Genomic DNA, 14,780 nt, shown 5'->3' on the forward strand with positions numbered 1-14,780 from the left:
GCAAAAGCAATAATAACAACTGATTTATTTTTAGAGAATTTTTGGAGTTGGTGATGGAAGATAATAATAGTGGTACTAAAACCGTACTATTGATTGAGGATGACCCAGATTTAGCCGAATTGATTAGCGAATATTTGGGCATGAATTATTATGAGGTTCAGCATGCCCCAACGGCAACAGAAGGGCTAGAGATGCTATTTAACCCTTCAAAATCCATTGATTTGGTGATTTTAGATTTGATGTTGCCGGATATGGATGGTATGCAAGTGTGTCAACGTATTCGTCAGCACAAGGATAGCCGTCTGGCGCAAACGGCGATTATCATGCTCACCGCCAAAGGTGACACCACTGACCGTGTGTTGGGTCTTGAAATGGGCGCGGATGATTATGTCTCAAAACCATTTGAACCGCGTGAACTATTGGCGCGTATCCGTGCGGTGATGCGCCGTCACGACCTGCCGCTTCACCAGCAAAAAGAAGATAACTTAGTATTTGGTCGCTTAAAGGTTTATCCAGATAGCCATGAAGTGACGATTGATGATGAGCCGGTGCGTTTGACCACCCACCAGTTTCAATTATTGCATTACTTTGCTACCCACTCAGGTAAAGTACTGAGCCGTGAACAGCTGTGGCATGCGATGCCAAACGATGACAGCAGTGATAATATTGACCGTGCCATTGATGTGCATATTTCACGTCTGCGCGCGCTGATTGAAGACAATCCTCGCCAGCCAAAACGCATTATCACAGTGCGTGGTGTCGGCTATCAGTTTGCCACTGACCAAGTGTAAGAGTGTAAGATTGCTTGACAAATTTAACACGCAAAAGGTCATCATACTTGGTTATTTATGCTAGCAAAGCTATTATAATAGCGTGTGATGACCCACGATTTTTGGATTCTGTGTGCGATTGAGCGGCATAAAATTTAACAGTGTATTTAGCAAGTTATTTGCCAGCGTTATGCTGGCATTGGTCATTTTTGCTGGGGCAATGGTAGTTTTAAGCCATTTGGTACACGATACTTCTGCCAACACCCGCCACCAAGTCATTGCCAGCCAAGTCACCCAGCAGCTAGACCCGTTACTAGTTGAACTGCGTACCGCTCAAGACCAACAAAAAAATCTCGAAACCCGCTATCTACTTGCCCTCGTACGCCGTAGTTTTAATATCTATAGCGATTCACTCAACGCCAAATTTGGTCTATACGATGGCAAAAGTGGCGAAGCGATTATGATCATGCGTGGGCTGCCTGCCACCTTACCGCCAAACCCGCCATTTTTTTTATCCTTGTTTCCTAGAGATGATCCAAAACACCCGACCGAAATTCAAGTCAATAGCCAATCAGGTTATGTGCTGTTATACCAATCAAAACTTAGTAACCGCCGTGCGATTTCGCCCGCGATTAATTTACTGACAGGCACCTTGCTATTACTGCTCATTATGTCGGGCATGTTATGGATGATTGCGCGCACCATGACATGGCGTATCAATCAGCTAAGTCGGCAAATCACCCAACTGGGTGATGGCGATTTCTCTGCCCGTGTCACGCCTGTGGGCAACGATGAAATTACCATTTTGGCACGCGGTTTTAACCAAACCGCTGAACGTATCGAAACCTTGATGAATGCCAATAAACTGCTGTTAGCCCATGCCTCGCATGAGATTCGCACACCAATTACCCGTATTCGTCTACAAGTTGAAATGATGACGATGCTGGCAAGTCAGTTTGACAAAACAATACAAGATAAGGTACAAAAACGTGCTGATGCCATCAACCGTGATTTGACGGGTCTTAATGATTTGGTGGAAAGTATTTTGCTCGTCAGTCGTATGGATGCCGGTCATGCGATAGAAAAAGTAGAAGACGTCGATTTATATGAGTTAATTAAAAACGAGATTCAGCACTACCCACAAGCTACATTTGCGGGTGGTCACGTTATCATTCAAGGACAAGCCAAACTTCTCACCCACCTCGTGCGTAATTTGCTCGACAATGCCCATCTTCATGGCGTCCCACCTGTAAGCGTACAGCTGTATGCCATTAATGATGCGGGTAATCAACTGGCAATTGATGCCCTACCAGCGATGCAAGAGAGTACAAAAGATACCGATAATCAAAAACATACCGATACCGGAAAAGATACCGATGCTCAAAAAGATGAAATAGCTTTCCCCGCCCCTATAAAAGATGCCACCAGTGCCCCTACAAACGGCGATGACATCACCTTTGATACTACGATGTCAGCGACCACTATACCCCCAGTAACAAACACAGCAACGGACACAGCAGCTAGCGAAGCAAATTCGAGCAAACTGACTAATAAACCAAAAAATAAATCGTCTATTTTTTCACGTAAAAAATCTGACGTTGTACACCTGCCAGAATTTCATCAGGTGTGTATTGCGGTTATCGACCAAGGTACAGGCATTCCTGAAGACAAACGTACCGATATTTTCAGTCCATTTGTACGGCTACAACAAGAGAAAAAAGGCTCAGGGCTCGGGCTATCTTTGGTCGCGCAGATTGTCAAAGCCCATGGCGGTAGTATTATCACCGACACAGTGCATGGTCATACCCGCTTTTTGGTCACATTACCTATCACCCAATCGTAACCGCTTTTATCTCTGCCTATAGTTTTATCACAATTTTTTCGGTTTTCTACTCTATTATTCATATAAACCCACCATTCGGCATTTATTTATTCGTTAAAGCGACTAAACGCTGACGACGAGCTGTGCTAAAATTACCCTCTTTTAGCCACTGCAAAATTTTTTATTATCATGATTACCATTGATAACGTTACCAAACGCTTCCAAACCCAAGATGGCAACTGGTTTACCGCGGTAGAGCCGACATCGCTCTCAATCCAACAAGGCGAGATTTTTGGCTTGATGGGTTATTCGGGCGCAGGCAAATCTACTTTGCTACGCTTGATTAATTTACTTGAACGCCCAGATAGCGGCACTGTCACCATTGATGGCAAGGAGCTGACCTCGCTATCCACCCACGATTTGCGCCATGCCCGTCAAAATATCGGTATGATTTTTCAGCAGTTTAATCTGATGGCAAATCGCACGGTGGCACAAAACATTGCCTTTGCCCTAGAGATTGCCGGGTGGGAAAAAGCGACCATCATGCCGCGGGTGATGGAATGTCTTGAAATTGTTGATTTGGTCAATCGCGCCAACCACTATCCCGCCCAGCTCTCTGGCGGTCAAAAACAGCGGGCAGGTATCGCACGGGCGTTAGCGCCCAAACCTCATGTAATGCTCGCCGATGAGCCTACCTCTGCGCTCGACCCTGCAACAACAAAATCGGTGTTAGCCTGTCTCAAGGATATTAATGACAAATTTAACGTCACTATCGTGATTGTGACTCATGAAATGTCCGTGATTCGCAAGCTGTGTAACCGCGTTGCTCTGCTTGATAAAGGCAGATTGCTAGAAGTCGCTGACGTACATTCGGGGCAAATTCATGCCACCACGCCGATTGGGCAACTGCTAATCAGTGATGATTAACGGCGCACAAACATGGTCGATGACTGGATAATTTTTTAAGTTTTAAATTGAATCGTTGGGTAATTTCATGGCAAATACATTAACTTGGCAAAGCGCGGTTGATAATCTTTTGGGGATGAAGGCAGAAATTTGGCAAGCGTTTTGGGAAACACTGATTATGGTGGGTATCTCAACGGTTGCGTCAGTCATCTTTGGTACATTGCTCGGCGTTGCGCTCTTTTTGACCAGTAAAAATCAGCTCGCCGACAACAAATCGCTGTATGCAGGACTTGGCAACTTTACCAATATCATGCGTGCTTTTCCGTTTGTGATTTTGATGATTGTGATTATTCCTGTCACTCGCCTCATTGTCGGTACCACCATTGGCCCAATCGCGGCATCGCTTGCTTTGAGTGTCGCCGGTATCTTCTACTTTGCTAGGCTCGTTGAGCAAAATCTGCGTGATGTGCCAAAAGGTATCATCGAAGCAGCGTTATCAATGGGTGCAAGTACAGGGACGATTATTCGCAACGTGTTATTGGTCGAGTCACGCTCAAGTTTGATTTTGAGTATTACTACCTTGATGATTAGTTTACTCTCTTACAGTGCGGCAGCGGGTATGATTGGGGGTGGCGGTCTCGGTGACTTGGCGATTCGCTATGGTTATAACCGCTACCAAAATGACGTGATGATTTTTATGGTGATTTTATTGGTGGTGATGGTGATTATTATCCAATCGGTTGGTAATATTTTGGCGCACCGTCTGGATAAACGTTAATTTTAGCTGATGGCTGTTTAAAAAATTGTTATTGATGGTTTTTCTAGGAATTATGAAAAAATTTCATATCCATAGGTTAACTCTCAATAACATTTTTTTTATAGGTATGTTAAGGTAAGCTGATTGTTTTATCCGTTTATTTTTTCATTTTTGGAGGAAGGTATGAAATTAACGCATTTATCAAGCCATATCGCGCAGCTATTAGCAACCGTAGGGGTGGCAGGGATTGCCCTAGTCGGTTGTAGCAAACCTGAAAGCAAAACCGAAACCACAGCACAAGCCAGCACCACCACAACTACAACCACGACTACCGCAAGCTCAACGACTACCACAACAGCGGCAAGCACAGGTATCGACCCGAATAAATCTGAAATTGTGATTGGTACTACCGTGGGCGACTTTGGTGACATGGTCAAAAACTCTGTCAAACCCCAGTTAGAAAAACAAGGCTATAAAGTCAGATTGGTTGAATTCTCTGACTATGTGCGCCCGAATAAAGCCTTAGCCGATGGCGATATTGATATCAACGTGTTCCAACACAAACCTTATCTCGACACCTTCAAAAAAGACAACAACTTAGATATCGTTGAAGCCTTCCAAGTGCCTACTGCACCGCTTGGCATCTATCCAGGTAAATTAAATGACCTAAAACAAGTCAAAGACGGTACCACCGTGGCTGCACCCAACGATCCAAGCAACTTTGCACGCGCGCTGGTAATGCTCAACGAACTGGGCTGGGTAAAACTTAAAGCCAATATCGACCCACTCACTGCATCAAAAAATGATATCGCAGAAAACCCAAAAAATATCAAATTGGTAGAGCTAGAAGCCGCACAATTGCCACGTGCGCGCTCAGACGTTGACTTTGCAGTCATCAATGGTAACTATGCGACCAGCTCAGGTATCAAATTGACTGAAGCGCTGTTCCAAGAACCCAGCTATGCGTATGTCAACTGGTCAGCGATTCGCACCAAAGACAAAGACACACAATGGGTAAAAGACGTGACCAATGCGTATAATTCAGAAGAATTTAAACAATACGCCCACAAAACTTTCCCAGGTTATAAATACCCAGCTATCTGGGGTGAGAACCCTGCAACACCAGCCGCTGCCAGTGCAACCGCCTCTGCTGCCAAATAATGGGTAATTACTAGCATAAAAAAAGAAGCATTAAGCTTCTTTTTTTTTATGGTTAAACTTTATGGACAGAATGTTTTATGGTCAAAATTTGCTAACTGATTTTAAAACGCCTAAATTAACTAGAAATAATCTAAAAATAATAAAGCGCGTTATTCTGTGAACAGTTTATCTTCAATACTACGACGCATTTTTTGCCCTGCTTTAAAGGTAACAACGCGGCGCGCTGTGACATGAACCATCTCGCCAGTCTTTGGGTTGCGACCTGGACGTTGGCTTTTATCCTTGATTTCAAAGTTACCAAAACCCGATAGCTTGACTTGGTGACCTTTGGTTAACGTCTGTGACAACTCTGAAAAAAAATTCTCCACAAATGCGCGGCTGTCTTGGCGCGTCATGCCCAAATTTTCCATCAAATGATTGATCATTTCTAATTTGGTTAAGGTTTTGCCTTCAACTTGCATATTCATTATCATACCCACCCTACTAAATGTTCCTATTCTAGCGATTCTAGCAAAGGCAGTCGATAGTTATTTTTACTTTAAAATCAAAGAAAAACATTGTCTCGACTGTCATAATTTGCTAGTCCAAGATTACATACGTAGCGTTGCGTGATACTGCTCATGTAGCGCAGCGATGACAGCTTCCATTTGCACATTGATACGCTCGTCAGAAAGCGTGGCATCGAGGTCTTGCCACACCAGTGCAAAAGCAAGCGATTGTTGGTTTTCAGGCAAATTACTGCCGGCATATACATCAAACAACCACATATCTTTTAATAGCTCGCCCCCGACTTGTTTGATAGTATCCTTCATGGATTGCATAGCAATCGACTGATCTACCACCACGGCGATATCACGGCGTACTTGAGGGAACTTACTTGGCGTCAGAATGGTCAATGCCTGTTGGTGCATGTCAATCACCATCTGTAAGTTTAGCTGCGCCACCCAAGTGGTCGGCAAATCCAAGGCTTTGGCAATCTGTGGGTGCAACTGACCCAACCAGCCAATCACCTTGCCTTGATAGTGTACATCGGCACTTTGACCGGGGTGTAAAAACGGCTGCTGGCTATGTTGATAACTGATAGCCGACTGGGCAAACCGCGGAAAAACCGATTCGACGTCATTTTTTAAGTCGTAAAAATCCATCACACGATTGTCATGATGCTGTTCTGGGTGGGTACTGCCGACTGCCACCATCGCCAAAGTGTCAACTTGGTTTAAGCTTGCGATATCACTGCCATCAAAACGCAGACCCGTCTCAAACAGACGCACGCGGTTTTGTTGACGGTTTAAGTTATATTGCACACAAGGCAACAAACTAGACAGCAGGGTACGACGCATGACCGCTAAGTCACTTGAGATTGGATTGGCAAGCGCGAGTGGTGCAGCAAAATGCGCCCCATCAAACAAAGCTTCGACTTTGGCATCACTAAAACTAAAACTCACCGCTTCAAAATAACCTTGATTGACCAAGCTCATTTTTAAGTTATGCAGATCATTTTGGCGTTTATTGTCAAACAAGTTACTGGTAAACGCCGGCAGTTTGTTGGCAATATTGTTATAGCCATAAATACGAGCGATTTCTTCAATCAAATCTTCGGGCAAGGCGATATCAAAACGATGACTTGGCGGCGTGGCAACCAGATTTTCGCCTTGTAACTCGGTGCTGATTTGTAGACTATTTAAAATCTCTATGGCTTTGTCGGTGGCGATATCCGCGCCTAACAATTTGTTGATACTGACAATCGGTAGCGTCACTGGCGTACGTTTTGGCAGTTCAGCGGTGTTTTCAACTAGCGTGATTTGACCGACCCTAACCTCACTTGAGCCATTACCAAATGTTGCCAATAAATTGACCGCGCGGTCGAGTGCCAATTTTGGCAATTCAAAATCAACACCCCGCTCAAAACGCTGTGACGCATCGGTATGTAAGCCAAAACGGCGTGCTTTACCTGCAATCGCCAACTGTTTGAAAAATGCACTTTCGATTACCACTCGAGTAGTGCTTTCGGTCACTGCGGTGCGAAGTCCACCCATGATTCCCGCTAACGCAATGACACCTTGTTCATCGGCAATCACCAGCTCATCACCTTGTAAGGTAATGGTTTGCTCATTTAATAGCTCAAGGGTTTCGCCTTTTTGGGCATGGCGCACGATAATTGCGCCTACCAGCTTGTCGGCATCAAACGCATGCAGCGGCTGACCGAGCTCAAGTAGTACGTAATTGGTGACATCCACCAGTAGATTACGTGGCTTGACGCCTGAGGCATTCAGGGCTTGTTTCATCCAATCAGGTGATGGCGTGGTGCCTGTCAGTCCACTGACCAGTTGCGCGTAATAACGTGGGCAGTCCGTAGTCTCTACACTAACCGCTTGGCTAGCGTTGTCGGTCACAGCTGCGGTGATGTTGTCAAAGGGTAGTTGAAATGTTAAATGATTGAGCACTGCAAGCTCACGGGCGATACCGCGCACACTAAAACAATCCCCCCGGTTTGGGGTAATTGAAATATCTAGCACATGATTGTCTAGGCCAAGATACGCTCGGATATCCATGCCAATCGGGGCGTCTTGTGGCAAAATTAACAAGCCATCAACACCATCATCACAGTCAATCTCACTACCACCGCACAGCATACCGTGCGATTCTACGCCGCGCAGTTTGCCTTTTTTAATGTTAAAGGGTTCATCCCCTTGTGCAGGTGGTAGTTTGGCGCCCACCAGTGCCACAGGTACACGCACGCCAGCGGCCACATTGGGCGCACCGCAAACGATTTGTAGGGGTGCTTCGCTATGCTCACCGACATTCACTTTGGCAACGCGCAGTTTATCAGCATCGGGGTGTTGGGTAACATCAATCACTTCACCGACAACTACCCCGCTAAAGTCTTTGGCGACTTTATCCAAGCTATCAAGCTCTAAGCCTGCCATCGTCAGTTGTTCGCCAATTTGCTCAGCGCTTAAGTTTGGGTTTGCCCATTGGCGTAACCAGTTTTCGCTAATTTTCATGTTTAAGTCTCAAAATTTGCTTCATAGGGTGCGTAAAGTGCACCTTTAAACGTCATATTATCAATCGGTGCGTAAAACGCACCCTACTTTTCAATCTATAATTTTTAATCTAAAGGTAAGAGTTCTTTCTCGTCTTGAATGATATTTGCGAGTTTTAAACGTGCAAATGTATTACCATTTTCAAAGCTCCATCCCTTAGGCATCGAATGCTTAAGACAAATACCTTTTTTGGTATCCAAAAAGGTTGCTTGCTCTTTAGTGATATAAACAATTTTCCAATGCTTCGTAAGCAAAGATGCAATTTCTTCCTTAGTCATATCAGATTCAAGTAAACGAGTACATTCGCTAATCAAAACAGTACATGGAACAACGTGTTCTGGATGAATTAAAGATGAGTTTAAAGTTTCTTTTGTCTTACCATAGCCAACAAAAGATATCTCTGGGTGCAATGCATACTGAAAAATTCTCGAATGTCGACCAGTCGATTTCAGACCATTTTTCTTACGATTAGCATTTATTTCAAATAAATTCACTAATAGCAATGCTGTTTTATAAACTTCTTCTTCCAAAATAATCTCATCTCAGAACAAATTTAATTATTACGTAAACTGCTTTAAAAATCTGACATCATTTTGATAGAACAAGCGCAAATCATTCACCCCATAATACAACATGGCAAAGCGTTCAATCCCCATCCCAAATGCAAAGCCTTGGTATTTGGTCGGGTCAATACCGCTATCGGACAATACCTTTGGATGCACCATACCGCAGCCCATCACTTCTAGCCACTTGCCCCCACCTGCATAAGTATCGGCAAGGATATCCACTTCTGCAGACGGCTCAGTAAATGGAAAATACGACGGGCGAAAACGCACCGTAAGTTTGCGACCAAAAAACGCCTGCAAAAACTCATGAATCAAGCCTTTTAACTCAGCAAAATTGGTCGATTCGCTGACATATAAACCTTCAAGCTGATGAAACATCGGTGAGTGGGTTTGGTCGCTGTCGTTGCGATACACACGTCCTGGACAGATGATACGAATCGGCAGGTTGCCTTTTTCCATCGTGCGAATTTGCACCGAACTGGTATGGGTACGTAGCACATAATTGGCATTAAAATGCTGTTTTTCAAAATAAAAGGTATCGTGCATGGCGCGCGCTGGGTGATGGCTTGGAATATTTAGCGCTTCAAAGTTGTAGTAGTCGCTCTCAACTTCAGGACCTGTTGCGACTTCAAAACCTGCTTGACGGAAAAACCCTTGCATACGCTCAGCAGTCATGGTGACAGGGTGCAAATTACCCGCTTGTTGTCCACGCGCTGGCAGGGTGATGTCAATGGATTCACTGGCAAGCTTGGCAGCCAAGGCTTTGGCTTCTAAATCGCTTTGCACTTGTTGTAGGCTGTCATTGATTTGGGTACGTACTTGATGCAGCATACCGCCGATGGTCTTTTTGCCGTCGGCATCGAGTCCGCCTAGCTGTTTTGACCAGGTGGTCAAATGGCTTTTTTTGCCGGTTAAAGTCACGCGGATGTTTTGTAGATCTTGGGGGTTTTGTGCGGTGCTGATTAAGGCTTTGGCATCGTTGATAAATTGGGTGAATTGGTCTTGGGTGATATCGGTTAAATTTTCAGAATATTGGATAAGTTTGTCAGTCGTTATTTCTGTCATGAGCGTTGCAATCTTGGTTATCAATAGTGATAGGCATTTTAACTAAAATATGGCGATAAAAAAAGCCATTAAGCTTGCACTTAATGGCTTTTTGAAAAATCGCTTTAAAACAAATTAAGCAGCCAGTGCTTGTTTTGCTTTTTCTGCCAATGCCGTAAAACCTTGCGCATCATGCATAGCGATGTCTGCTAATACACGGCGGTCGATTTCGATGCTGGCTTTTTTCAGACCGTTGATCATACGGCTGTAGCTTAAGCCATTTAGGCGCGCACCCGCGTTGATACGTGCAATCCATAAACGGCGGAATGAACGTTTTTTGTTACGACGGTCACGATACGCATATTGACCTGCTTTGGTAACTGCTTGTACAGCAACACGGAAAACACGAGAACGCGCACCGTAATAACCTTTTGCACGAGCCAATACTTTTTTATGACGGCGATTTGCCTGTACACCACGTTTTACACGAGCCATAATTTACTCCTAAAGTTTTGTAATATCAGTTGATTGAATACCTATAAATTATAGGTAAGGACACATACGGTAAACACGTTTCTCATCAGACACGTGTACCAATTTGCATCCACGTAATTGACGGATACGCTTAGGAGATTTTTTGGTCAAAATGTGGCGTTTGAATGCTTGTTTGCGTTTGATACCGTTACCAGTTTTTTTGAAACGCTTGGCAGCACCACGGCGAGTTTTTAATTTCATGATAGCCTCTTGTTCGTTTTTGACAAGGATTAAACATCTTTATCAAGTGAAGTTAACCTGTTTGTCAAAAAATCCTCATCACACTGGATTTTTTGCCTTGAGGTGGGAGGCGGTATTTTATCAAAAATCATTGGTGAATGCACGCTATTGTTATCACTAATTTTTCTTTGACATCCATTTTATTGATGTTACTTTAATATTTCTCTACTATAATAGATAAATTATTATTAAGGGCTGTTTGTAGGATTTTTAAAAAATCAATGATATCAATTACTTAACATAAAGACTTGGTAAATCTATCACGGAATTACATTAATTAAGTTAACAACTGAGTTTATGAAAACTGCGGTTAAATTGGCTAAAAGTGATAAGTAAGCCCTATTTTGGACACAGTTCGCGTTAGTTTGTTTAGCCTTAAGGTATTTATCGGGCTCTTAAGCTTCTGAAAAGTTTAATGTGTAATACTCTTTCATCTTTATCAACATCATGAGGTTAGAATTCTTGTCAACGTTAAGCACAAATATTGAAGTTGCCCATTTCGTGTTTGAGACCGTCATGCGCGTGCGCAATACCGAAATTGGATTAGCACAACATTTAACGGTTGAAAATTTGGTGGCATTGCTGACCGAAGCCCGTTTTCGTTTTTTATATTCAAAAGGCATTAAAGAGGTTAATACTGAGTACCAAGGCTTGGTCATTAATCATATCGAGACCCAAATCTTTGATCGGGTACGAGCGCGTGAAGAACTGTTATTTGAGGTTGGCGTGCAGCATTTAACCGATTTGGGTGGGGATTTTGTGTTTAAAGTCTCGCGGATGTTTGATGACTCCTTGGTGGCGTATGCCAAAATGGGCTTTGTGGCGTATGACTATCGTCAAAGCCAAGAAATCCCGTTATCAGCTACTATCAAAGAAGCCTTAGATGTGAAACCCTTTGAGATTTAGGGCTTGATGAATTATGATAAATGCCCGCATCGATTGGTGGGTGCTTTTTTTGGTTAGGGCTTGCATAGTATGATACAGGGCGTGAATATGGATTGGTTAGATACACTAAAATTCGATGACAATGGGCTCATGCCTGCAGTCGCTCAAGATTTTCATACAGGGCGCATTTTGATGATGGCATGGATGAATCGCGAGTCATTACGTCTGACTGCCGAAAAAATGCAAGCGGTGTATTGGTCACGCTCTCGCGGTAAATTATGGCACAAAGGCGAAAGCTCTGGGCATTTTCAGCAAGTCCATGAAATCCGCTTAGACTGCGATGCTGATGTGATTGTGTTGTCAGTCACCCAAGTGGGTGGGATTGCTTGCCACACGGGTCGGCATTCCTGTTTTTATCGTCTGCTTGCCGATGACCGCGGACAGCTACAATGGCAAACTACTGATGCAGTTATCAAAGACCCTGATGCGATTTATGGTGACAACGCCAAACCGACTCATGAACACTCGCCGCTTGCAAGCAATTCGACACAAACAAGTAATCCAACCCAAACAAGCAATGCGATACAAACGCCTACGACGACAGCGGATATTTTGACCGCGTTAGATGAAGTATTGATTGGGCGTAAAGATGCCAATCCTGATAGCTCATACGTGGCAAGCTTATACCATAAAGGTATCAACAAAATCTTAGAAAAAGTCGGTGAAGAAGCCACCGAAGCCATTATCGCTGCCAAAGATATCAACATTGCCAACGATACCCCTTATGAAGCCGTCGCCGATGACACGGCGGTGAAAGATTTGGTGTATGAAATTGCTGATGTTTGGTTTCACACAATGGTCACATTGGCATGGTTTAATATACCGTCTTGGGCTGTCACCAATGAATTGGCAAGACGTTTTGGCTTATCGGGTATCGACGAAAAAGCCGCACGTCAAATCTCTTAAGTAATAGCCCTTAAGTGAGCGCCCTTAAGTAAACGCCACTAAACAGTCGATAAGTCCTGAATATTGCTGGCTAAAAGTGCGAAAAATTCGCCGTGTTTCACACCGTTTTTTGCACAGTTATGCCAACGCAATGGTTATGTGTTACACTGCAAATTCATATTGTCCTCACCCCTATTGTCAAGGTTAATCAAAGGATATTCTCATGGGTAGTTTCTCAATCACACATTGGTTAATTTTACTGGTTGTTGTTGTGGTCATTTTTGGCACTTCAAAACTGAAAAATGCCGGTAAAGATTTGGGTGGTGCTGTTAAAGGCTTTAAAGATGCGGTCAAAGATGAAAACGAACAGCATCTGAACAAAAACCGTGTCCTTGAACACGAAAAAGCTGAGCTCAATACCACGCAGACCCAACAAGATAAACATAACGTTTAAACCCTAGTCGTTACTTTTTTCTTTGGTTTTTAATCCCTAGCTGCCACGGTTGTTATGTTTGATATAGGTTTCTCCGAACTACTGTTATTTGGGGCGATTGCACTGATTGTGCTGGGCCCTGAAAAACTCCCCCAAGCGGCGCGTACTGCAGGTCAGTGGTATGCCAAATTCCGCCGTACGGTTGCAACATTGCAATCAGAAATTGAAGCTGAGCTTGACCTTGCCGAAACGCGCAAGCAAATGCAGCTTGAGCTGGAAAAAATCCGCCAAGCTGAAGTTGATATGAAGCGTGAGATGGAAGCCCTTCGCAGCAGTGTGAGCGAACTACAGCAACATGGCAAAGTGCCTTCGATGCAAGCTCACAATACCCAGTCGGCTGATACAACCCCTAATCTTGGTCATGATACTAACGCAGTTAGCCTACCTACTGAACAAACCAGTCATGAACCTCCCAGTCATGAACCAACCAATCATTTAGCTGAACCAACAACAGATACCACCGCGCTGTTACCAGACAAGCCACTAAACCATTCACTAGACAAGCCATCTGACGAATCTTCTCTGGTAGAAATCAAAGCAGATGATTATTTGCTGGGTCTAGAAGCTGATATCGAAGCCGATGCAGTGGCTAAAGACTTACATGAAGCCTTATTCGCTGCCACCGAGCCAATGTATTATCGTTGGTTTTTGCTCAGTGATTATGACCGTGTCAGACGTCTTCCCAATCCACCGTTTTTACCCAATTATCAAGCCGATCCGCTACTGCACAAGTTGCCAAGTTTGGGTGGAGTTGCCCAGTGATTAAGCTTATCAAAACCAAAAAAACGCCTGAGCAATTAGCCATTGAACAAGCTAAGGATGATAAACCATCGCAAGACAACACTTTGGTAGATATGCCTATCACTGAGCATTTGATTGAACTGCGTCGTCATTTGATTCACGGTTTTGCGGCGGTTTTGGTGATTTTTTTGGCATTGGCAGGCTTTTCGCGGGAAATCTACGATATTTTTTCCGCCCCGTTAACGGCGTTGTTGCCAGTCAATTCTTCTATGATTGCAACCGATATCACCTCGTCATTTTTGGCACCGATTAAATTGACGCTGTATCTGGCTGTTATCTTGGCGATGCCGTATATTTTGTACCAGATTTGGTCATTTATCGCCCCAGGGCTGTATAAGCATGAAAAACGTATCGCCCTACCCGTGCTGTTGTCATCGGTGATTTTGTTTTATCTGGGGATTGCGTTTGCCTATTATGTCGTGCTCAAAAGCGTGCTGGCTTTTTTTATCAAATTCTCCCCCGACAACGTGCTACCGATGACCGATATCGAAAGCTATCTAAATTTTGTACTCAAGCTATTTTTGGTGTTTGGGGCAACCTTTGAGATTCCTGTGTTGACGCTGCTACTGGTGTTGGCTGGGGTGGTGACGGTGGATAGCTTGGCGCAAAAACGCCGTTACATCATCGTGGGTTGTTTTGCTATTGCGGCATTGGTGACACCGCCAGATGGCTTGTCGATGGTGATGCTGGCTATCCCGATGTGGTTATTGTTTGAACTCGGTCTGGTCATGGCGCGAGTACTGGTTAAAGAAAAAGCGTTATTACAGAACAACAGCTAATCTGGCTGGATAAAGCTAAAACCCAGTCAACCT

At 44.0% G+C, this 14,780-nt stretch carries 16 protein-coding genes; 10 read left to right on the forward strand and 6 right to left on the reverse strand.

Going from position 1 to position 14,780, the window contains the following annotated elements:
* Positions 1-53: 53 nt before the first annotated feature.
* From RTS09_RS08970 to RTS09_RS08990, 5 genes are all read left to right on the forward strand, one after another.
* Positions 54-791: a response regulator transcription factor gene (locus RTS09_RS08970; RefSeq protein ID WP_312536260.1), complete on the forward strand. Its 738-nt coding sequence runs from the start codon at positions 54-56 to the stop codon at positions 789-791.
* 169 nt (positions 792-960) lie between these two features.
* Positions 961-2,613: a sensor histidine kinase gene (locus RTS09_RS08975; protein ID WP_312536262.1), complete on the forward strand. Its 1,653-nt coding sequence runs from the start codon at positions 961-963 to the stop codon at positions 2,611-2,613.
* Positions 2,614-2,781: 168 nt separating this feature from the next.
* Positions 2,782-3,519, forward strand: a complete 738-nt coding sequence (locus RTS09_RS08980) for a methionine ABC transporter ATP-binding protein (protein WP_239741432.1) — start codon at positions 2,782-2,784, stop codon at positions 3,517-3,519.
* Between the two features lie 67 nt (positions 3,520-3,586).
* Positions 3,587-4,276, forward strand: coding sequence for a methionine ABC transporter permease (locus RTS09_RS08985; RefSeq protein WP_007115396.1), 690 nt, complete (start codon positions 3,587-3,589; stop codon positions 4,274-4,276).
* 162 nt (positions 4,277-4,438) lie between these two features.
* Positions 4,439-5,416, forward strand: a complete 978-nt coding sequence (locus RTS09_RS08990) for a MetQ/NlpA family ABC transporter substrate-binding protein (RefSeq protein ID WP_312536267.1) — start codon at positions 4,439-4,441, stop codon at positions 5,414-5,416.
* Positions 5,417-5,565: 149 nt separating this feature from the next.
* Here RTS09_RS08990 and RTS09_RS08995 read toward each other — a convergent pair whose 3' ends face one another.
* The 6 genes from RTS09_RS08995 to rpmI all read right to left on the reverse strand — a co-directional run bounded on the left by RTS09_RS08995 (position 5,566) and on the right by rpmI (position 10,808).
* Positions 5,566-5,883, reverse strand: a complete 318-nt coding sequence (locus tag RTS09_RS08995; RefSeq protein WP_409418386.1) for an integration host factor subunit alpha — start codon at positions 5,881-5,883, stop codon at positions 5,566-5,568.
* A gap of 123 nt (positions 5,884-6,006) precedes the next feature.
* Positions 6,007-8,421 carry a phenylalanine--tRNA ligase subunit beta gene (gene pheT / locus RTS09_RS09000; RefSeq protein ID WP_312536269.1) on the reverse strand — a complete coding sequence of 805 codons (2,415 nt, stop codon included), beginning with the start codon at positions 8,419-8,421 and terminating at the stop codon, positions 6,007-6,009.
* A gap of 104 nt (positions 8,422-8,525) precedes the next feature.
* Positions 8,526-8,990, reverse strand: coding sequence for a hypothetical protein (locus RTS09_RS09005; RefSeq protein WP_312536271.1), 465 nt, complete (start codon positions 8,988-8,990; stop codon positions 8,526-8,528).
* Between the two features lie 30 nt (positions 8,991-9,020).
* Entirely contained in the window at positions 9,021-10,091 is a 1,071-nt protein-coding gene (gene pheS / locus RTS09_RS09010) for a phenylalanine--tRNA ligase subunit alpha (protein ID WP_312536274.1), read from the reverse strand.
* Positions 10,092-10,205: 114 nt separating this feature from the next.
* Positions 10,206-10,565: a 50S ribosomal protein L20 gene (gene rplT / locus RTS09_RS09015; RefSeq protein ID WP_007117209.1), complete on the reverse strand. Its 360-nt coding sequence runs from the start codon at positions 10,563-10,565 to the stop codon at positions 10,206-10,208.
* 48 nt (positions 10,566-10,613) lie between these two features.
* A complete protein-coding gene (rpmI, locus tag RTS09_RS09020) occupies positions 10,614-10,808 on the reverse strand; it encodes a 50S ribosomal protein L35 (protein WP_036604595.1) in 195 nt (64 codons plus the stop codon).
* 498 nt (positions 10,809-11,306) lie between these two features.
* Here rpmI and RTS09_RS09025 point away from each other — a divergent pair, with 498 nt between their 5' ends.
* The 5 genes from RTS09_RS09025 to tatC all read left to right on the forward strand — a co-directional run bounded on the left by RTS09_RS09025 (position 11,307) and on the right by tatC (position 14,747).
* Positions 11,307-11,750, forward strand: a complete 444-nt coding sequence (locus RTS09_RS09025) for an acyl-CoA thioesterase (RefSeq protein ID WP_312536277.1) — start codon at positions 11,307-11,309, stop codon at positions 11,748-11,750.
* 87 nt (positions 11,751-11,837) lie between these two features.
* Positions 11,838-12,695 carry a bifunctional phosphoribosyl-AMP cyclohydrolase/phosphoribosyl-ATP diphosphatase HisIE gene (gene hisIE, locus RTS09_RS09030; protein WP_312536279.1) on the forward strand — a complete coding sequence of 286 codons (858 nt, stop codon included), beginning with the start codon at positions 11,838-11,840 and terminating at the stop codon, positions 12,693-12,695.
* 202 nt (positions 12,696-12,897) lie between these two features.
* A complete protein-coding gene (gene tatA / locus RTS09_RS09035) occupies positions 12,898-13,128 on the forward strand; it encodes a Sec-independent protein translocase subunit TatA (protein ID WP_007117213.1) in 231 nt (76 codons plus the stop codon).
* A 54-nt stretch (positions 13,129-13,182) separates the two neighbouring features.
* Positions 13,183-13,929: a Sec-independent protein translocase protein TatB gene (gene tatB / locus RTS09_RS09040; RefSeq protein WP_312536281.1), complete on the forward strand. Its 747-nt coding sequence runs from the start codon at positions 13,183-13,185 to the stop codon at positions 13,927-13,929.
* A gap of 92 nt (positions 13,930-14,021) precedes the next feature.
* Positions 14,022-14,747: a twin-arginine translocase subunit TatC gene (gene tatC, locus RTS09_RS09045; protein ID WP_312536390.1), complete on the forward strand. Its 726-nt coding sequence runs from the start codon at positions 14,022-14,024 to the stop codon at positions 14,745-14,747.
* Positions 14,748-14,780: the final 33 nt, after the last annotated feature.

Source organism: Moraxella sp. CTOTU47618 (assembly GCF_032017425.1).
Taxonomy (GTDB): domain Bacteria; phylum Pseudomonadota; class Gammaproteobacteria; order Pseudomonadales; family Moraxellaceae; genus Faucicola; species Faucicola tetraodonis.